This window comes from Agromyces albus (assembly GCF_030815405.1).
GTDB classification, from domain to species: Bacteria; Actinomycetota; Actinomycetes; order Actinomycetales; family Microbacteriaceae; genus Agromyces; species Agromyces albus_A.
Genome location: NZ_JAUSWX010000001.1, coordinates 2,302,853 through 2,323,007 on the forward strand (window position 1 = coordinate 2,302,853; position 20,155 = coordinate 2,323,007).

Annotated in this window: 14 protein-coding genes; 8 read left to right on the plus strand and 6 right to left on the minus strand. The window is 71.5% G+C overall.

What is annotated here, in order from left to right; translation table 11 throughout:
* Positions 1 to 45: 45 nt before the first annotated feature.
* Positions 46 to 1,275: a phosphotransferase gene (locus QFZ29_RS10775; RefSeq protein ID WP_306894109.1), complete on the plus strand. Its 1,230-nt coding sequence runs from the start codon at positions 46 to 48 to the stop codon at positions 1,273 to 1,275.
* On the opposite strand, the gene QFZ29_RS10780 is transcribed toward QFZ29_RS10775, so the two are convergent.
* Both QFZ29_RS10780 and QFZ29_RS10785 read right to left on the minus strand, forming a co-directional pair.
* Positions 1,206 to 4,538, minus strand: coding sequence for an ATP-dependent DNA helicase (locus QFZ29_RS10780; protein ID WP_306894110.1), 3,333 nt, complete (start codon positions 4,536 to 4,538; stop codon positions 1,206 to 1,208). The two genes, QFZ29_RS10775 and QFZ29_RS10780, sit on opposite strands and share 70 nt — an antisense overlap.
* Positions 4,496 to 7,639 (minus strand): UrvD/REP family ATP-dependent DNA helicase, encoded by a 3,144-nt coding sequence (locus QFZ29_RS10785; RefSeq protein ID WP_306894111.1) that lies wholly within the window; start codon positions 7,637 to 7,639, stop codon positions 4,496 to 4,498. Before QFZ29_RS10785 ends, QFZ29_RS10780 begins: the two co-directional genes overlap by 43 nt.
* A gap of 91 nt (positions 7,640 to 7,730) precedes the next feature.
* On the opposite strand from QFZ29_RS10785, the gene QFZ29_RS10790 reads away from it, so the two are divergent.
* Entirely contained in the window at positions 7,731 to 7,955 is a 225-nt protein-coding gene (locus QFZ29_RS10790) for a DUF3107 domain-containing protein (protein ID WP_129522556.1), read from the plus strand.
* A 2-nt stretch (positions 7,956 to 7,957) separates the two neighbouring features.
* The gene (locus tag QFZ29_RS10795) at positions 7,958 to 8,287 is read left to right on the plus strand and encodes a hypothetical protein (protein ID WP_306894112.1); all 330 of its coding nucleotides are present in this window, start codon (positions 7,958 to 7,960) and stop codon (positions 8,285 to 8,287) included.
* A 46-nt stretch (positions 8,288 to 8,333) separates the two neighbouring features.
* Here QFZ29_RS10795 and QFZ29_RS10800 read toward each other — a convergent pair whose 3' ends face one another.
* On the minus strand, positions 8,334 to 9,050 hold the full coding sequence (locus tag QFZ29_RS10800; RefSeq protein WP_306894113.1) for a ferritin-like fold-containing protein: 717 nt from the start codon (positions 9,048 to 9,050) through the stop codon (positions 8,334 to 8,336).
* A 132-nt stretch (positions 9,051 to 9,182) separates the two neighbouring features.
* Here QFZ29_RS10800 and QFZ29_RS10805 point away from each other — a divergent pair, with 132 nt between their 5' ends.
* Entirely contained in the window at positions 9,183 to 10,691 is a 1,509-nt protein-coding gene (locus QFZ29_RS10805; RefSeq protein WP_306894114.1) for a DEAD/DEAH box helicase, read from the plus strand.
* 20 nt (positions 10,692 to 10,711) lie between these two features.
* Here QFZ29_RS10805 and QFZ29_RS10810 read toward each other — a convergent pair whose 3' ends face one another.
* Positions 10,712 to 11,581, minus strand: coding sequence for a PHP domain-containing protein (locus QFZ29_RS10810; RefSeq protein WP_306894116.1), 870 nt, complete (start codon positions 11,579 to 11,581; stop codon positions 10,712 to 10,714).
* 97 nt (positions 11,582 to 11,678) lie between these two features.
* On the opposite strand from QFZ29_RS10810, the gene QFZ29_RS10815 reads away from it, so the two are divergent.
* The 4 genes from QFZ29_RS10815 (at position 11,679) to QFZ29_RS10830 (ending at position 18,833) form a co-directional block, all read left to right on the plus strand.
* Complete coding sequence (locus QFZ29_RS10815) at positions 11,679 to 12,704, plus strand: endonuclease/exonuclease/phosphatase family protein (protein WP_306894117.1); 1,026 nt, start codon at positions 11,679 to 11,681, stop codon at positions 12,702 to 12,704.
* 71 nt (positions 12,705 to 12,775) lie between these two features.
* Positions 12,776 to 14,335, plus strand: a complete 1,560-nt coding sequence (locus QFZ29_RS10820; RefSeq protein ID WP_306894118.1) for an aminopeptidase P family protein — start codon at positions 12,776 to 12,778, stop codon at positions 14,333 to 14,335.
* Positions 14,336 to 14,525: 190 nt separating this feature from the next.
* Complete coding sequence (locus QFZ29_RS10825) at positions 14,526 to 15,887, plus strand: M1 family metallopeptidase (RefSeq protein WP_306894119.1); 1,362 nt, start codon at positions 14,526 to 14,528, stop codon at positions 15,885 to 15,887.
* 36 nt (positions 15,888 to 15,923) lie between these two features.
* Positions 15,924 to 18,833 (plus strand): aminotransferase, encoded by a 2,910-nt coding sequence (locus tag QFZ29_RS10830; protein WP_306894120.1) that lies wholly within the window; start codon positions 15,924 to 15,926, stop codon positions 18,831 to 18,833.
* 27 nt (positions 18,834 to 18,860) lie between these two features.
* Here QFZ29_RS10830 and QFZ29_RS10835 read toward each other — a convergent pair whose 3' ends face one another.
* Positions 18,861 to 19,271, minus strand: a complete 411-nt coding sequence (locus QFZ29_RS10835; protein ID WP_306894121.1) for a TIGR02611 family protein — start codon at positions 19,269 to 19,271, stop codon at positions 18,861 to 18,863.
* A 41-nt stretch (positions 19,272 to 19,312) separates the two neighbouring features.
* A complete protein-coding gene (locus QFZ29_RS10840; protein ID WP_306894122.1) occupies positions 19,313 to 20,095 on the minus strand; it encodes a general stress protein in 783 nt (260 codons plus the stop codon).
* Between the last annotated feature and the right edge of the window lie 60 nt (positions 20,096 to 20,155).

Genomic DNA, 20,155 nt, shown 5'->3' on the forward strand with positions numbered 1-20,155 from the left:
TGGCGGTCGCTCGGCGCGCGGCGATGCCTGCTTAAGCTGAGTGCCATGGCCAGACCCCCTCTCACCTTAGCCGCGTTGGCCACGGCGGCGGTGCCCGGTCTCGAGGTGAACGCCGCTCGGCCGCACACGCGCCGCAGCCATGGTGCGTTCGATGCGGTGGAGCTCACCGCCCTCGACGAGCAGCACCTGCTCATCCGTGTCCCACGTTCACAAGCCGCGGAGTCCGAGCAATCGGCCGACCTCGTGGCGCTTCGTGCGTTGACGCCGGGAATCCGCGCGCGCCTCCCGTTCGCCGTGCCGACCTACGTCGGGCAGGCACCGATCGACGGCACCCGTGCGATCGTCACCGAGTACCTGCCCGGTTCGGTGCAGTCGGCCGACGAGCTCACCGCGCACGAGCGGCTCGCGGCATCCGTGGGCCTCGCGATCGCCGCCGTGCACGCCTTGCCGAGCGGCTTCGTCGCCGACGCCGGGTTGCCGCGGCAGACCGCCGAGGAGTCGCACGATGCGGTCGTCGAGCTCATCGGCCGCACCGCCGACACCGGTCGCCTGCCCGCCGCGATCCTTCGCCGCTGGGAGGAGGCCACCGATGACGAGGCGCTCTGGCGATTCCGCCCGACGGTCGTCAACGGCGCGCTGAGCGCCGACTCGATCCTCGTCGACGGCGAGACGGTGACCGGCATCATCGGCTGGTCAGCGCTCGCGCTCGGCGACCCGGCGATCGACCTGCACTGGTTGCTCACGTCGCGAGGCGCCGCCGCCGAGCGCGCGCTCGAGGCGTACATCGCCGCTCGCGAGGGTGGCGCCGACGCGCACCTGCCGCAACGGGCCCTGCTCTACGGCGAGCTCGAGCTCGCGAAGTGGCTGCTGCACGGGGTCGAGGTTCACGACGAGTCGATCGTCGACGACGCGGTCGGGCTGCTCGACGGTCTCGTCGAGAGCGTGCATGACCACTCAAGCGAGCCGCTGTCGCCCGAGACCGGCCCGATCCTCACCGTCGGCGACGTGGAGCGGCTGCTCGACGAGACGCCGCGCGACCATGTGCCGCGCGAGGGCAGTTCGAGCATGCTCACCGACAGCTACGACTTCTCGGAACTCGAGCGCCGCGACGCCGGTGAGCGCGACACCCCGCCGATGGATGCCACCGCCCCGATCCCGCTCGACCTGAGCGACTGGGGCGACGCGAACCCGCCCACTCGCCCGGGTCAGGCCGACGCCGTCGACTCCGACGCCGAGACTGACGCCCACGCACGCCGCAACGCCGCTTCGTCGTAGAGCTGCTCGGGGCGGATGACGCGGTCGTCTTCGACGAAATAGAAGACCGCGTCGACGATCTCGGGCGCGACGCCCGCCCAGCTCGCGTAGGCGAGACGGTAGAGCGCGAGCTGGGTCTGCTTCAGCTCGAGATCGCGGGCGTCTCGCGGCGCCTTGCCCGTCTTCCAGTCGACGAGCTGGTATCGGATGCCGCGTGCCGCGAGCTCGCTGCCCGGCTCGACCTCGTAGACGGCATCGAGCTTGCAGACGAAGACGTTGCCGCCGATCGGCAGGTGCAGCTCGAGCTCGACGGCGATGGGCTTGCGGGTGCCCCACTCGGATGCCGCGAACGTGGCCTGCAGGGCGCGGAGGCGCTCGGGGGCGGCATCCGCAACGTACAGGCCGGAGTCGCGTGAGTCGCCTGGCCCGCCAGGTGCTCCGGCACCGGCGACGGCTCCGATACCGAGGTCGTCGAGCGCATCGATCGCCGCAGCCTCGCCCTCGCCGGTGGATCGATGCTCGACCCACTCGTGGAAGAGCGTGCCGATGCGGGTGGCTCGGAAGGGCCGCTGCGGCATCGGGCGCCGGAGCTGGGCGGCGACGGCGGCCGGGTCGTCGACGTAGTCCTTGAATCTCGACGCAGGTACGCGGGCCGGGATGTCGGGGGTGCCGGGGCCGTCGGCGCGACGGCGCCGCTCCTCGAGGAGCAGCCGGATCTGCTCGGCGAGGCGCGGACCGATGCCCGCGCCGCTCGGACCCTCGGCCGCGGATCGCACGGCGCGCGCAGCGGCCTCGACCGCCGATCGCCGCGCGCCGAGCGGATCGAGCGGCCAGCGTTCACGCTCGACGAGGTCGCCGCGCGGATTCTCGTCGGCCTCGGGCGCCGTGGGGAGCCGACTCGCCTCGATGACGCCGGCGTGCACGAGTTCGCGGATGAAGGGGCTCGGCTGTCGCGGCGCCTTCTGCGTCGACCACCACGACCCGGTGAGCAGGAGGTCGGCGCGAGCGCGCGTGAGAGCGACGTAGGCGAGACGTCGCTCTTCAGCGGCGTGCCGCTCGCGGTTCTCGGCGGCGAAGGCCGTGACCGCCTCGTCGAACTCGGCCTGGCTCTGCACGCCGCGCCACTGCAGTTCGGGCAGTTCGTCTCGGTCGCCCTTGAAGTCGTTCGGCAGCTCGCCGAATGCGAGCCAGCCCTTCGCCGACCTCGGCTTCGACGGCAGTTCGTCTTCGACCATGCGCGGGATCGCCACCACGTCCCACTCGAGTCCCTTCGACCCGTGGATGGAGAGCACCTGTACGGCGCCCGGCTCGGGTTCGTCGTGTCGCGGTGCGAGCCGGTCGCGCTGCTCGGCTTCGGTGAGCCACCCGAGGAACGAGCCGAGAGTCGGGTGCTCCGAGACGTCGACGAATCCCGCGAGCAGCTCTTCGAACGCCTCGAGACTCGGCTTCCCGAGCGGCTGTGCGGCGTTCGCGGCGACCTCGATGTCGAGGAGCAGCTCTTGCTGCACGAGGCTGACGAAGTCGACGAGGCCGAGCCCCGCGCGCCGCCGCAACGATTGCAGTTGCGCACCAGCGCGTCGCATGCGGGCGAGCCCGGTCTCGCTGAAGCCCTTGAGGGCCGAATGGCTGTCGGGCGCGGTGAGGAGGTAGTCGAGGGCGTCGACGATCGAGGGCGACTCATCGGGCGCGATCGAGGCGCGAAGGCCCGCGCGCACATCGTCGCCGAGGCGGCGAGCGGCGAAGTCGCGATCGGCGAGCCACTTCGCGAGGCCGTGCAGCGCCGCCAGGTCGGCCGCCCCGATTCGCCACCGCGCGCCGCCGAGCACGCGAACCAGCTCCGACCCCGCCGACGGATCGTGCAGCACCCGCAGCACGCACACGAGGTCGGCGATCACGGGCTGGTCGAGCAGGCCCGCCATGCCGAGCACGTGCACGGGCACCCCGTGCTCCCGGAGTGCGGCCGCGAACACGCCGACGTTCGCGAACGTGCGGCAGAGCAGCGCCCCGCTGCGTGCCGAGCCGTCGCCACGCCGCGTGAGGCGCTGTGCGAACCAGCGCGCGACGCGATCGGCCTCGAGCTCGATCGTCTCCGCCCACTCGAACTCGAGACGACCCGGGCCCGCGAAGGGCGACGCGGTGAGCGGCGCCTTCGGGATGCCGGCGTCGAGCGGCGCGATGAGGGCGTTCGCCGCGTCGAGCACGACCCTCGGGTTGCGCCAGCTCGTCGACAGGTCGAAGACCGCCGCGGCTCCGTCGGTGGCGAAGTCGCCGCCGAATCGCGCGAGGTTCGCGGCACTCGCGCCGCGCCATCCGTAGATCGACTGGTCGGGGTCGCCCACGGCCATCACCGGCTGCTCGGCGAAGAGCGTCGCGAGCAGCTTCGTCTGCACGACGCTCGTGTCCTGATACTCGTCGAGGAGGACGGTGCGGTAGCGCTCGCGATGGGCGGCGACGACCTCGGGATTCCTCGTGCAGATCTCGAGGGCGAGCGAGACCTGGTCGGAGAACTCGACGTAGCCCCGCATCTGCTTGGCCGCAGCGTAGGCGTCGGCGAGCTCGAGGAGCGGCGGCAGCGCGCCGACGACGCCGAGCGCGTCGGTGAACGACGCGAAGGGCGTGCGCTTGCGGGGCGCCTCGATGGGCAGCCCTTCCATCGCGAGGAAATCACGGGTCATCGCCCGCACGTCGCGACTGTCGGCGACGTTCTCGGCGAGTGCGCGGCTGAGCGCCAGCACGGCGCCCGTGACCCGGTCGAGCGAGGCGTCGAGTTCCACGAGCCGCGGGTCATCGGATGCGGCGACGACGGTTCGGGCGAGTTGCCACGCGGATGCCTCGCCGAGCACGGCGGCGTCGGGCTCGCGCCCGATGAGCATCGCGTGCTCGCGGTAGATGGCGCTCGCGAACGCGTTGTAGGTACCGACCGAGGCGGACTCGAGCGGGTCGAGCGAGACATCGGCGATGCCCTCGGCCACGAGTTGCGCCACGCGCTCGCGCACTCGCTCGGCGAGCTCGCCCGCGGCCTTGCGAGTGAAGGTGAGGCCGAGCACCTCGGGCACGTCGACGTGGCCGTTCGCGAGCAGCCACACGACGCGATTCGCCATGGTCTCGGTCTTGCCGCTGCCGGCGCCCGCCACGACGATGCTCTGCCGGCGAGGGTCGGCCTCGATGACCGCGCGTTGTTCGGGGGTCGGCTCGTGCAGGCCGAGGCGCGCGGCGATCTCGATGGCGCTGAGCCCCGCGCTCACGCCGACACCGCCGGCACGAGGTGCACGCGGTACTGCCACGCGCCGAACCGCGAGCGGAAGCCGAGTTCGGCCGGCCCTTCGAACTCGGCGCCGGCCATCGTGCGCGCGACCGCGGCGAGCCGTTCGCGGAATGCGGCTTCGGCGTCGTCGTCGAACGGCTGCTGGGCGCGTTCGGTGTAGCCCACGCCCCGCGTCGGCCTGGCGAGGTACACGAGCTTCGCCCCGCCCTGGGTGCCGGCGTGCGGCACCTCGCCCGCGCGAGCCGCGAGCTGGTACGCGGCGAGCTGCGGGTGCGCCGCGGTCTGTTCGGCAGTGGGCGGCGTGCGGCCCGTCTTCAGGTCGACGATCACGGTCGTGCCGTCGGGCGACGCCTCGACGCGATCGATCGTGCCCGTGATGCGCACGCGATCGACGATGAGCGTGAACCGGCCCTCGGCGCCGAGCAGCACCTTGTCGTCGTCGGCGAAGTTCGTGAGGTAGTCGGATGCCCCTTCGGCCATGCGTCGCGCCCCGCGGCGCTCGCGCTCGGCCACCCACCCCGCCTCGAAGTGGAGCTCGCGCCACCGAAGCTCGACGGCTGCCCAGAGCGTCTCGATGCTCGTGTCGCCGTCGTCGCGGGCACCCGCCTCTTCGACGACCGCGTGCACGATCGTGCCGATCGAGGCGGCGAGGCCCGACGGCGGCGACGCGACGTGGTCGATGAACCAGCCGAGCGGTGATTCCTCGGCCCGGTCGATCTGCGACGGCGACACGGGCACGAGCGCCTCGGGGTCGCCGTCGAGGTCGACGAGCGGGGCGGTCGACGAGAGGGGCCGGAGCCCGTACCAGTCGTCGGGGTTCGCGCCGGGCACGCCCTCCTCGGCGAGCAGCGCGAGCGCGGCCGGCGCCTCCCCCGACGGGGAGGCAGCCGCCTCGTGACGCAAGGCGCCGACGAGCCCGCGGAGGTGGAGCGGACGACGGCGCGAACCCGCGATGCGCTGCGTGGCGTATCCCATGAGCATCGACGGCTGCTCGTCGTCGTTGGCCGTGCAGCTGAGCATGAGCTGGCGGGTGGCCCTCGACGCCGCGAGGGCGAAGAGCCGCAGCTCGTCGCCGCGCACGGACGCCCGCGCCTCGGCGACCGACTCGGGTGCCGGCAGCGGCGCACCCGCGCGAGCCGCCGCGACGACGCGGGGCAGGAGCGCCGCGTGCAGCAGCGTGCCGCGCGGCCGCAGGTTCGGCCAGACGCCCTCTTGCAGCCCGGCGATCACGACGATCTCGAACTCCCGCCCGATGAGTGCGGGCGGCGTGGTGACGAGCACCGTCTCGGCGCTGCGCTTCGGTGCGAGCGAGTCTTCGGGCAGTTCGCTCGCGAGCACCTCGTCGACGAAGCGGGAGGCCGGCGCCTCGGGCTCGCGCTCGACGAATCGCTGGGCGGCTGCGAAGAGCGCGACGGCGGCGTCGAGTGCGCGGTTCGCCTCTTCGGCGAGCACGCCCGTGCCGGCCGCCTGCGCAGCCCACTCGGTGGCGAGCCCGCTGCCGTTCCACAGTGCCCAGAGCAGCTCCTCGACGGTGCCGCCGCTCTCGGCCACGCCTCGGGCTGCCGCGAGGAGCTTGGCGAGTCGCCCTGCGCGCCTCGCCGGGGCGGCATCGATTGTCTCGAATCCGCCGGGTGCGGCGAGAGCCTCGACGAGCAGTTCATCGCCCGTGCGGTCGCCGCCGCCGGCGAGCTCCTCGTGGCGGAGCGCGAGACGGAGCCGGCGCATGCCAACTCCGTCGAGCCGGCCCAGCGGGCCGGTGAGCACCGCGACGGCGAGCTCGGGGGTGAGCGGCTCGCGACCGAGGGCGAGGGAGGCCGCGGCGAGCAGCGCGGCAGCGGCGGGCGCGTCGCGCAGGGCGGTGCGCGCCGCGCTGCCCGCCGTCGGCACGTCGGCGAGCGCGAGGCCGCGCTCGAACGCCGGCACGTCGCCCCCCGAGCGCAACACGACGGCCATCTCCGACCACGGGACGCCGTCGAGCAGGTGGCGCTCGCGGAGCACGGCGGCGACCGCCTGGCACTCCGCCGCGTGCGACGGCGCCTCGATGCCGAGGACGGCGGCGAGCTCGTCGCGGCCGTCGACGTCGCCGGCCTCCTCTCGAGCTCCTCCCCCGGCTGCGGAGTCTGCGACGAGGGTGGCCGTGCGGTGGGCTCCACCGAGCGCGGTGCCGATGTGGGCTGTCGCCGAGCTCACGACGGCGCGAAGCTCGTGCCTGCCCCGGTGCACGGCGTCGAGCGCGATGCGTCGCACGGCCCGGCTGCCGAGCACCGCGCCGAGCGAGCCGAGCAGTTCGGCGCGGCCGCCGCGGAACCCGTTGCTCGCGACGTCGGGGTCGCCGAACGCCACGACCGCGACCCCGCGCGCAGCGAATGCGCCGAGCAGTGCCGCGGTGGTCTCTGTGGCCTCTTGCGCGTCGTCGACGACGAGCAGCCGCAATTGCGCCAGCGTGCCGAGCGCCGCGGATGCCGCGGGCTCGTCGAGGCTGCGGTGCACGATCGCGGCGGCGTAGGCCGCGAGCTCCGACGAGTCGAACTGCGAGGGGCGCAACTGCTCTTTCACGTCGGCGTATTCGGCGAGAAATTGCGCGGCAGCACGCCACTCGGGCCGCTCGGCTCGAGCGCCGAGCTCGGCGAGCCCGTGAGCGTCGACCCCATGCTCGACGACGCGCATGAGGAGGTCTCGGAGCTCGGTGCGGAAGCCGCGGAGCACGCGCACCTCTGGGCCGAGCGAATCGGGCCACTCGGGCCCGAAGCCGTCGCGGATGCCGCCCTCGAGCAGTTCGCCGATGATCTGGTCGTGCTCGGCACCGGTGAGGAGCGTGACCGGCGCGCCCGTGTAGGCGCGCACGAGCTGGAAGGCGATCGAGTTCGCCGTGCGCGCGAGCGGCCCGCGCGTCGTGATGCCGAGCCGCACCGCGAGCGCGTCGCGCAGCGACGTCGCCGAAGCGCGCGTGGCCGAGACGACGAGCACCTCTTCGGGGGCGTACCCGAGTCGCTCGACTCGATCGGCGACGAGTTCGACGGCGAGGGTCGTCTTGCCGCTGCCGGGCGCCCCGAAGACCGCCGCGTGCTCGCCCTCGGCGAGCCCGAGCGAGGTGTCGACGGATGACGCGGGGGCCTGCATGCCGCAACCGTAACCGGTTCCGCCGACAGTGAACGCGAACGGGCCGGCGCGGCCGGTGTCGTAGTGTTGGCGCAAAGCAGAAAGGTGCACCGTGGACGTTCGTATCGGCATTCAGAACTCCCCTCGTGAACTCGGATTCGAGACCTCGCAATCAGCCGCAGAGGTCGAGCAGGCCGTCGCCGCCGCACTCTCAGGGCAGGCCCCGCACTTGAAGCTCTCCGACTCGAAGGGTGCCGTCTACGTCGTACCGGCCTCGGCCCTCGCCTATGTCGAGATCGGCTCAGAGGAGTCGCGTCGCATCGGCTTCGTCGCCTGACGATGGAGCTCCTCTTCGTCACGCTCGGCGGCGCGATCCTCGGCCTCGCGGCCCACTACGCGCTTCCGCAGCGGCACACGCGCGGCGTGGCTCTCGTTCCCGCGATCGGCACTGCCGTCGCGGGTGTCGTGTGGGTCGCGCTGACCTGGCTCGGCTGGGCGTGGGACGGCGGGTGGATCTGGGTGGTCTCGCTCGTCGCCGCAGGTCTGGTGGCCGGCGCCATCGCGTTCCTGATCGGACCCCGTCGCGATCGCGCCGACACCGCGCTCTTCGAGCGCTTGGCGCGACCCGGAGTCGCACGCGCTGACGTCGATCACGCTCGACGCGTCTGACGACCGGACACACGATCGCGCGGTCACGTGCCGCCGTCGAGCTCGATCAGGCCGTGAGCCCGAGTGCGTCCATGCGCCTGGTGTGATCGGCGATGAGCTCGGTGAAGACGGGCTCGACCTGAGCACTCCAGCGATCGGCCGAGTCGGATGCCCGAAGCGCCGAACGTGCGATGAGCAGGGTGTCGCCCACGAGGCTCCTCCCCCACAGGGCCAGCCGATCGGCGAGTCCGGACTGAGCCTCGATCGCGGAGCGGAGCTCGGTCTCGAGCACGATCGCGGATCCGCCCTCATGGAGGATCGAACGCACGCGGGCTCCGAGCTCGACGGGCAGCCCCGCCGAGAGTCGTGAGAAGTATCCGTCGAGCATGCCGGACGTGACATGGATGCCGAGCAGCAGCTCGTACCAGTCGGCACCGGCGCTGGCCTGGCGGAACCGATCGGTCGCCGGCGCGAACGGTGCCATCACGTCGTCGGGTTCGACACCGAGCAGCCGCAATTCGGCGATGAGCGCATGGTGCTTGCGCAGCGCCACGCCCGCGGCGGCACTCAGCCCCTCTTTCGCCGGGAGGGTCGGCGCGGTCGCGACGGCCTTCGCGAGGCTCTCGAAGAACTCGAGCTGGATGTACGCCGCCTGCCCGAGGAACGGCACCGGATCGGGCACGAGTTCGGTGAAGTCGACCCGCGCCAGATCGGTCGGTGAAACGCGCGGACGCAAGCGAGGCGTCTCTTGACGCACACTGCGTCGCTTGCCCCAGGTCACCACGGAGACAGCCTATCCGAGGCTCACAGGGAGTCTCGGATAGGCTTGGCGTGCACGCGGGCGGTGGATCCGCGGCCGTGCGCCTGGAGTTGAGACGAGGCGCACCCTCATCCAGCAACTTCGACAGGCAGAATATTGACTACTTTCGCAGACCTCGGCGTCGCGTCCGACATCGTCGACGCCCTCGCCGGGAAGGGCATCATCGATGCCTTCCCCATCCAGGAACAGACCATCCCCCTCGCCCTCGCCGGGCAGGACATCATCGGCCAGGCGAAGACCGGCACCGGCAAGACGTTCGGCTTCGGGCTTCCCATCATCCAGCGCATCGGCGACGACCCCGAGGGCGGCGTCAAGGTGCTCGTCGTCGTGCCGACCCGTGAGCTCTGCGTGCAGGTCACCGAAGACCTCGAGATCGCCACGTCGAACCGGCCCACGAAGATCGTCTCGATCTACGGCGGCAAGGCCTACGAAGGTCAGATCGAGCAGCTCAAGGCCGGCGCGCAGATCGTCGTCGGCACGCCCGGCCGCCTCCTCGACCTCGCCTCGCAGCGACTCCTCTCCCTCAAGAACGTGAGCGAGATGGTGCTCGACGAGGCCGACAAGATGCTCGACCTCGGCTTCCTCGCCGACATCGAGAAGCTCATGGCGCAGACGCCCCCCACTCGCCACACGATGCTGTTCTCGGCCACCATGCCCGGACCGATCGTCGCCCTCGCGCGTCGCTTCATGGTGCGCCCCATCCACATCCGCGCGACCGATCCCGACGAGGGGCTCACGCAGGCGAACATCAAGCACCTCGTCTACCGCGCCCACTCGCTCGACAAAGAAGAGGTCATCTCGCGCATCCTGCAGGCCGAGGGTCGCGGCAAGACCGTGATCTTCACCCGCACGAAGCGCGCAGCCGCCAAGCTCGTCGAAGAGCTGAACGATCGCGGCTTCAACGCCGCGGCGGTGCACGGCGACCTGAATCAAGATCAGCGCGAGCGTGCCATGGCCGCGTTCAAGGCGGGCAAGAAAGACGTGCTGATCGCCACGGATGTCGCGGCGCGCGGCATCGACGTCGATGACGTGACGCACGTCATCAACCACACCATCCCCGACGACGACAAGGCGTACCTGCACCGCGTGGGCCGCACCGGTCGGGCCGGCAAGACCGGCATCGCCGTGACGTTCGTCGACTGGGACGACCTGCACAAGTGGGCGCTCATCAACCGAGCCCTCGAGTTCGGCCAGCCCGAGCCGACCGAGACCTACTCGTCGAGCCCGCACCTCTACGACGACCTCGACATCCCCCAGGGAACGAAGGGCCGCTTGAAGCCCGCCTCGGCCGCCCCGCGGTCGAGCACCGCCGGCCGCACCGAGAACGGCTCAGCGCCGCGTTCGAGCACCGCAGTCCGTACCGAAGGTGACGCCGACGCAGAGCGCGCGCCCCGCTCCACTCGCTCGCGTCGTCGCACTCGTGGTGGCGAGTCTGCCGAACAGGCCGGCGACAACACCACCACGACCGACGCCCCCGCCGCGCGGGAACCGGGCACCGGCACGCACGATGGCAAGGGCCCGGAGCACCACGACGGCAATTCCGCGCCGCAGCGTCGACGCCGCCGTCGCGGACCCCGCACGGGCGGGCCGACCCCGCAGGCCTGAGCTCGCGGCATCCGCTCGCTTCAGGGAATCAGCGGCTCTGCACCGCTCGCCTCGGCGATGATCCGCTCGACGACCCCGGCCGACGTGCGGAGCTCGCCGAGGCGATTCGGCTTTCCGGCGCCATGGTAGTCGCTCGACCCCGTCACCTCGAGCTTGTAGCGGGTCGCGAGCTCTCGCAGTCGCCGCTTGGCGTCGGGGCGGTTCTCGGGGTGGTCGATCTCGAGCCCGAAGAGCCCGGCGTCGACGAGGCGGGCGAGGGTGTCCTCGCCCATCACACGCTCCGCGCCCCGTGTGCCTGGGTGGGCGAGCACGGGCACGCCGCCGGCGGCGCGGATGAGCCGTACGCCGGTGAGCGGGTCGGGCGCGTAGTGCGGGTGCGCGTAGCCGGCGCGAGGATGCAGGATGCCCTCGAACGCCGCGGATCGCGTGGCCACGTGACCGCGAGCGACGAGCGCGTCGGCGATGTGCGGGCGTCCGATGGTGGTGCCCTCGGCGGTCTGGGCGAGCACGTCGTCCCAATCGAGCGCGTAGTCACGGCCGATGCGGCGGACGATCTCCTCCGCGCGACTGAGCCGCGACTCGCGGATGCGCGCCGTCTCGGCGAGGAGCCCCTCATCGAGTGGGTCGACGAGGTACGCGAGCATGTGGACGCTCATGAAGCCCGATCGTGTCGAGAGCTCCATGCCGCGGATGAGGGCGACGCCCGTCTCGTTCACGGCGGCGGCGGCCTCGGCCCATCCGCTCGTCGAATCGTGATCGGTGAGCGCGATGCCCCAGAGCCCGGCCGCGGCGGCCTGCTCCATCAGCCGCGTCGGGGATTCCGTTCCGTCGGAGACCGTCGAGTGCGTGTGCAGGTCGGCTTCGCCGACGGCATCAGGGGCTCCGGACATCCCTTCATGCTAGTCGCGGCATCCTCTCCGGCGACTCCCAGCTGATCGGGGGCGACCTCGCCGTCGAAGCACCGCGGACTCGCCTAGGGTTGATGGAATGCTCCCCCGCATCCTCGGTTGGGCCGTCGTGCTCGGCATCCTCATCGTGGCCGTCGTGCTCGTCTGGCCGCAGGGCTTCGGCCTGCAGAACCAGTGGATCGCGGCGCACATCGTGGCGTTGCGGGGCGTCGCCGCCGTGTGCGGGGCGATCGCGGCGGGGTTGTTCCTGCTGCTCGCGATCGCGAGGCCCGCTCGACGCTTCGGCATCGCGATGGCGGTCGTGCTCGGGCTCTTCGCGGTGGGCAACGTCGCAGTGCTCACGGCGCGGGGCATCGGGGCAGCGGATGCCTCGGACGAGGCGCCGGCCGAGTCGATCACGGTGCTCTCGTGGAACACCCTCGGCGAGGTTCCCGACGCCTCGGTGATCGCGGGGATCGCACTCGACGAGGGTGCCGACGTCGTCGTGCTGCCCGAGACGACCGACCCGATCGGCGAAGAGGTGGCGATCGCGATGCGCGAGGGCGGCAGCCCGATGTGGGTGCACACCCAGGCGTTCGACCTGATCTCCAAGGCGCGATCGACGACCATCCTCATCAGCCCCGACCTCGGCGACTACGAAGTCGTCTCGCTGGAGGCGCCCGGGCCGCCCGGGAACACGAACACCCTGCCCACCGTCGTCGCCGACCCGATCGACGGCGTGGGCCCTCGCATCGTGGCCGTCCATGCCGTCGCCCCGATCCGCTGGGAACTGCGGAACTGGCGCAGCGACCTCGACTGGCTCGCCGAGCAATGCGCCGGCGAGGACGTGATCATGGCGGGAGACTTCAACGCGACCGTCGATCACTTCGCCGGTCGCGGGCTCTCCGGCGGCGATCTCGGGCGGTGCTCGGATGCCGCCGACGACGCCCATGCCGCCGCGCTCGGCACGTGGCCCACCAACCTGCCGGTGCTGCTCGGCAGTCCGATCGACCACGTGCTCGCGACACCGAACTGGAAGGTCGACGACTTCCGCACGCTGCAGCAGTACGACGACGCGGGCAGCGACCATCGCCCCATCGTGGCGACGCTCTCCCCCGCCGGCTGAGCGGCCGCGTCGGTCCGTCGCGACGTTCGACGCGATCCCGCCCCCCGGAGGTCGGTGCGAGAATGGGAGGCATGGCGAACTCGACCGACACCTCGACCAAGACGGCACCCCCGACATCCGAAGAGGCCAGTCGCAACGCGAACCGCTCGACGACGCCCGGGTCCGAGGGGTTCAAGGAGTTCATCGGCAATGGCTGGGCCGAGCGTGAAGAGACCGTGCCGCCCGCGCGCGCCCAGGCCGCGTTCGCTGCGGCGCGCCGAGCCACGGTGTCGGCGGCGTTCACCGGCGTGCGCCTCATCATCCCGGCCGGCGACATGAAGCAGCGCGCCAACGACACCGACTATCCCTACCGGGCGCACTCGGCGTTCGCCCACCTCACGGGTTGGGGTTCCGACAGCGAGCCCGGCGCCGTGCTCGTGCTCTCGCCCGACGGCGACGGCCACACGGCGACGGTGTACTTCCGTGAGCGTGCCGGCCGCGACTCCGAGGAGTTCTACGCCAACCCGGCGATCGGAGAGTTCTGGATCGGGGCGCGCCCATCGCTCGCACACGTGGCCGCCGATCTCGCGCTCGAGACGCGAGGACTCGACGAATTCGAGCGCGTCATCGACTCGGTCGACACCGCGACGCTCGTGCTGCGCGAGGCCGACGCCGCCATCACCGATCGTGTCGACCACGCCCGCATCCGGTTCGCCGCCGAGCAGGCGCTCTCGACGAACGCCGCCGACACCCCGTTCAGCATCGAGGTCGGCGGCGACCACGAGCCCGACGGAGAACTGGCCCGCACGCTCTCCGAGCTCCGACTCGTGAAAGACGAGTTCGAGGTCAGCGAGATGCGCGCCGCGATCGATGCGACCGAGCGCGGCTTCACCGAGGTCATCGCGGAGCTTCCGCGGATCACCGCCGAGGTGCGCGGCGAGCGCGTCATCGAGGGCGTCTTCGCGACCCGGGCCCGGCTCGATGGCAACGACGTCGGCTACGGCTCGATCGCCGCGGCCGGACCGCATGCGACCATCCTGCACTGGACCCGCAACGACGGGGCCGTCGCACCCGGCGACCTCGTGCTGCTCGACGCCGGCGTCGAGCTCGACACGTATTACACGGCCGACATCACCCGCACCTTCCCCGTGAACGGCACGTTCTCGCCCGTGCAACGGCAGATCTACGAGGCAGTGCTCGAGGCGGCGGATGCCGCGTTCGCGGTCGTGCGCCCCGGTGCGATCTTCCGCGAGGTGCACGCCGCCGCCATGGGCGTCATCGCACGCAAGACCGCGGAGTGGGGCTTCCTGCCCGTCTCGGCCGAGGAGTCGCTCGAGCCCGAGAACCAGTTCCACCGCCGGTACATGGTGCACGGCACGAGCCACCACCTCGGCCTCGACGTGCACGATTGCGCCCAAGCGCGGCGCTCGATGTACATGGACGGGGTGCTCGAGCCCGGCATGGTCTTCACGATCGAGCCCGGACTCTACTTCCAGCCCGACGATCTCACCGTGCCCGCGGAGTTCCGCGGCATCGGCGTGCGCATCGAAGACGACATCCTCGTCACCGAGGGCGGTGCCGAGAACCTCTCGGCGCGCATCCCCCGCACGGCCGACGAGGTCGAGGCCTGGGTGCGCGGCGGCGTCGCCTGACATCGCCGCGACTCTGGCGAGGGCGCCTGCACGCGGTCTAGGGTGGCTGCACCGTCGCTCCCGGCAGGCTCCGGTCAGATCCCCGCGGCAGTCTCGTCGATCGCACCACCGAACGCTGGAGGATCCATGCCGTCCCGTCGTCGCAACGCACTCCTCGCCCTCGGATCGGCAGTCGCCGCGGTCGCCCTCTTTGGGCGCGCCATCCGTCGCCGTCGCCGCACTTCCGGAATACGCTCCAGGTGCCGACGGGGCCGGCGACCCCTACTTCCCGCTCGCCGGCAACGGTGGCACCGACGTCGTGCACTACGACCTCGACCTCGACTACACACCGGCACCGCCCGACCCGGCGCCGCTCGAGGGCCGTCTCGACGGCGTCGCCACGATCGACCTCATCCCGACGCAGGACCTCAGCCGATTCAACCTCGACCTGCGCGGTCTCACCGCCACCGAGGTGACGGTGTCCGGCAAGCCCGCGACCTTCACGCAGACCACGAACGAGCTCGTCATCACGCCGACGAAGAAGGTCAAGGCCGGCAAGACGACGCAGGTCGTGGTCACCTACGGCGGAACGACCACGCGGCCGACGGACATCGAGGGTGCGCTGTACGGCTGGGTCACGACTCGTGACGGCGCGATGGTGGTGAGCGAGCCCGACGGGTCGGCCACGTGGTTCCCCGTCAACGACCATCCGACCGACAAGTCGACGTACTCGTTCGAGATCACGGTGCCCGAAGGCCTCGTCGCTGTCGCGAACGGCCTGCCCAGCGGTCCCGCTACCACGGTCGACGGGAAGACGACATGGTACTGGGACGCGCCCGACCCGATGGCCGCCTACCTCGCGACGGCCAGCGTGGGCGACTACGTGGTGAACGAGTACGTCGCCGAGAACGGCACGCCGATCTTCGACGCCGTCGATCCGGCACGCCTCGGGGTACCGTCGGCGAGCCTTGCGCTGACGAGCGACATGCTCGTCTTCTTCGAGGGACTGTACGGCCCGTATCCGTTCAACTCGTACGGCGCGATCGTCGACGACGACAGCGTCGGCTACGCTCTCGAGACGCAGACGCGGTCGTTCTTCTCCCGCACCGCCGGAGAGGGCACCGTCGCGCACGAGCTCGCGCACCAGTGGATGGGCGATCACGTGAGCCCGTACCGCTGGGCGGACATCTGGCTCAATGAGGGCTGGGCGTCGTACTCGGAGTGGATGTGGACGGAGCACCGGGGCGGCGACACGGCCCAGGCGGCCTTCGACGACTACCTGTCGATCCCCGCCGACGACGACGAGTGGGATCTCGTCGTCGCCGACCCGGGCCCGCCCGGACTCTTCCTGAACCCGGTCTACGACCGCGGCGCCGCGACCCTGCACGCGCTGCGCGTGAAGATCGGCGACGATGCGTTCTTCGAGCTGGCGCAGACGTGGGTGGAGCGGTTCGGTGGCGGCACGGCGTCTACCGCCGACTTCATCGCGCTTTCAGAGGAGGCATCGGGCCAGGATCTCGCGACGTTCTTCGATGTGTGGCTCTACACGTCCGAGAAGCCGGTCAGCTGGTAGGCGAAACCACAGCGATCCGACGAGGAAAGGGCTGGCATGAACGACGTCTCGACCGGGTCATCCGGGTTCTCCCTCGTGCAGCCGAGCCCGCCCGAGATCAGCGAGACGGACGCGGCGTCGATCGCCCGTGAGCTCTTCGGCATCGCCGCTTCGGCGCGAACGCTCGGAAGCCACCAGGACCGCAATTTCCTGCTCGAGAGCGAGCAGGGTCGCGTGCTGCTCAAGATCGCCAATCCCGGCACGAGCGTCGAGGAGCTCGAGGCGCAGTCCCGAGCGACGGAGCATCTCGCCGCGCGAGAGCCGACCCTCAGGGTGCCCCGAACTCGTGCCGGGCTCGACGGCGAGCTCGTGCAACGCGTCGCCTTCGACGGGCAGACGCTGCACGCCCGCGTGCTCGACTTCCTCGAGGGCGACCCGCTCTCGGGCGGCCGCCACCTCTCGGCGAAGCACGTGGACGCGATCGGCTCGATGGCCGGGCGCGTCGCTCGTGCCCTGGCCGACTTCGACGAGCACGGCGTCGAGCGGCCGCACCAATGGGACCTGCGCCGCGCACCTGCAGTGCTCGAGGCCCTGCTGCCCCACGTCGGCGATGTCGCGCTCCGCGCGCACCTGGCAGAGACGGCCGCGGCGGCTTGGGTGGTCGTCGACGGCCTCTCGGCAAAGTTGCCGGTGCAGGTCATCCACGGCGACCTCACCGATGACAATGTGGTCGCGAGCCGCGGTTCGTCGGGCATTCCCGACGGTGTCATCGACTTCGGCGACCTGAACGCGGGCTGGGCGGTCGGCGAGCTCGCGATCACCGTCTCGTCGCTCCTGCACCACGCGGGGGGCGGCATCGTGGCCTCGATGCGCGCGGTTCGCGCCTACCACGAGGTGCGACCGCTCTCGGCGGCCGAGGCGTCGGCGCTCTGGCCGCTCGTCGTGGTGCGCGGCGCGATCCTCGTCGCGAGCGCACACCACGTGCTCGCGACCGACCCCGGCAACGACTACGCCTCGGGAAACCTCGAGCACGAGATCACCATCTTCGAGCGCGCGAGCGGGCTGCCGTTGCCCGTCGCGACGGCGCTCGTGCGCTCGGCGACCGGTCACGAGGCCCGCCAGGTGGCCCTCCCCGAGGAGCGACGCCTGCTTCCCGACCTCGATCCGGGGAGCGTGGCCGTGCTCGACCTCTCACCGACGAGTCCGTTGCTGCACGAGGGCCGGTGGCTGGATGCGAACGCAGAACCCGAGCTCGCGGCATCCGCCATCGCTGCCGGCGCCGACGCGACGCTCACTCGCTTCGCCGAGCCGCGACTCACGAGATCGAGGCTGCGCTCGACCGAGGAGCCGGAGAACTGCGTGCTCGGGATCGAGCTCACGCTCGCCGCACCGCACACTGTCGCGGCGCCGTGGGCCGGCATGATGGTGCCGACCGCCGATGGCGTCGAGCTCCGCGGCAACGGGCTCGTGCTGCGGCTCGCGGGCGTCACATCGGAACTCGCCGACGGCACGACGGTGAGCGCCGGCACCCCGCTCGGCATCGCGGCCGGCGTCCTGCGCGTGACGGCGGCGCGTGACGACGTCGAGGTGCCCTGGATCGTCGCCCCGTCGCTCGCAGCGGCGTGGCGCGTGGCAGCAGCCGACCCGACGGCGCTCATCCTCGGAGCACCGCTTCCTGAACACCGCACGGATGCCGCAGCGCTCATCGAGCGCCGGCGCGCGACCCTCGCCGAGGTGCAGGAGTACTACTACGAGGAACCGCCGGTGATCGTGCGCGGGTGGAAGGAGTGGCTCGTCGACGCCGACGGCCGCGTCTACCTCGACGTGCTCAACAACGTCACCTCGATCGGGCACGCCCACCCCAGGCTCGTGCAGGCGGTCGCAGCACAGTGGAGCCTGCTCAACACGAACTCCCGCTTCAACTACCCCTCGATCGTGGACTTCGCCGAGCGCCTGGCGGCCCTCCTCCCCGACGGCCTCGACTCGGTGTTCCTCGTGAACAGCGGCTCGGAAGCGGTCGACCTCGCGCTGCGCCTCGGCCGGGTGGGCTCGGGTCGCCGCGAGGTGCTCGCCGTGCGCGAGGCCTACCACGGCTGGACTGATCTCTCCGACTCCGTCTCGACCTCGATCGCCGACAACCCCGACGCCCTCGCCACACGCCCCGACTGGGTGCACACCGTCGACGCCCCCAACTCCTACCGCGGCACGCATCGCGGGGCGGAAGTGGGCCGGTACGCCGAGGAGGCGGTCGCGGTCGTCGATGGGCTCGCGGCATCCGGAACCCCTGTCGGCACGTTCATCGCCGAGACGTTCTACGGCAACGCCGGCGGCATCGAGCTGCCCGACGGATACCTGGAGGCCGTGTATGCGGTCGTGCGCCGCCACGGCGGCCTCGTCGTCGCCGATGAGGTGCAAGTGGGCTACGGCCGGCTCGGCGACTGGGGCTTTGAGCAACAGGGCGTCGTTCCCGACATCGTCACGATCGCCAAGGCGATGGGCAACGGGCATCCGCTGGGCGCGGTCATCACCACTCGCGAGATCGCCGACCGGTACCGCTCGCAGGGATACTTCTTCTCGTCGGCCGGCGGCAGCCCCGTCAGCTCGGTCGTGGGCACGACGGTGCTCGACGTGATCCGCGACGAGCGCCTGCAGGAGAATGCGGTCGAGACCGGCGGCTACCTCAAGGCACGGCTCGCGGAGCTCGGCGAACGTCACCGACTCATCGGCGCAGTGCACGGCAGCGGCTTCTACCTGGGGGTGGAGTTCGTGCGCGACCGCGAGACACTCGAGCCCGCGACAGAGGAGACGACGGCGATCTGCGACCGGCTGCGAGAGCTCGGCGTGATCGTGCAGCCCACCTCCGACCGCCAGTGCGTGCTGAAGATCAAGCCGCCGATGTGCCTCACCCGCGCGAGTGCCGACTTCTTCGTCGACGCCCTCGACGAGGTGCTCACGACCGGGTGGTGACGAACCGCGCCCGCGCTCGGGCCTCGGTCATGCGGCGCGCCCCGGGCGGTGTCCGCGTTCCGCGTGCTCGGTGCGTTCGGCAGATGCGGCGCGTTCGGCGTGCTCGGCGCGTTCGGCGCGGCGACGCTGCCACCATGCCCAGAATCGCGCGAGCTGGCGCTTCGTGAACGCGGCCGTGCGGTTCGCCCACGCGAACTCGGTGCCGAGGATCGCGAGGCCGAGGAAGACCACGAGCCATCCCGGCCCGGGCAGCGGCACGAGCAGGAGTCCGAGCGTCGCGATCGCACCGCCGATCACGGCGACGAGGATCCGGTAGAAGCGGCGCAGCGCGGGGCGCCCGCGAATGCGGCGACGGATGCTGCGGAGCCACTGTCGCAGCGGCTGCCTCGGGTCCTCGCCTGCGGCGATCTCCCGGTCGAGCTCGAATCGGCTCACCATGCGGCGACGCTACTCGCGCACGCTGAAAAACGGCAGGGGATTCAGCTGGGCCGGTGTCCCGAGTCGCCGGAATCGGATGCATCGGGTTCGGCGAACTCGCCGTAGCGGGGCCGTTCCCGGGGCGCACGGCTCCCCTGCTCGCCCGCGGCCCGATCTCCCTCGGCGGGTTCGGTCGCCGCCTGCTCGGCATCGGCCCGATCGACGCGCGCCTGCTGTTCGCGCGCCCGCCGGGCGGCATCCGTCGCCTCGCCGTAGCTCATCGGCGCCGACCCGGCCTCGGCGGCCGAGCCCTGGGCACCCGGCCGATCGGGGCGCTCGTCGCGTGCAGGCGGCGGCGCGTCGACGCCGAGCACGGAGCGAGCGCGGGCGACGTGGGCCGTCTCGGCGATGACCGCGTACCGCGTGGCGAGCACTTGCATGACCGACGTGAAATCGCGCCGCCGGCGGTTCACCGAATACGAGACGACGCCGAAGATCATGCCGAACCCGGCGCCGAGCAGCACGGCCGAGATGAGGATGCCGACGGAGGCACCCGTCGGCGAGAAGATGAAGAGGAGAAGCCCGAGGAAGGTACCGAACCAGGCTCCCGACAGTGCGCCGGCGCCGGCCGCCCGGCTCCAGCTCATGGTGCCCGTGATGCGCTCGACGCTCGTGAGGTCGGTGCCGACGATCGCGAGCTCCTTCACCGGGAACTCCGCCTTGGCGAGGGCGTCGACGGCGGACTGGGCCTCGGCGTAGGTCTCGAAGCTCGCCACCGTCTCGCCGCTCGGCAGGGTCGGGAAGGTGCGGCCCATGCGGCCGCCGAAGGGCGATTGATTGGTCACCCCGTCATTCTCCCATGCTCCCCGGTGCAGGGCTCGGAAGCAGCCCACGGGGGCTAAGTT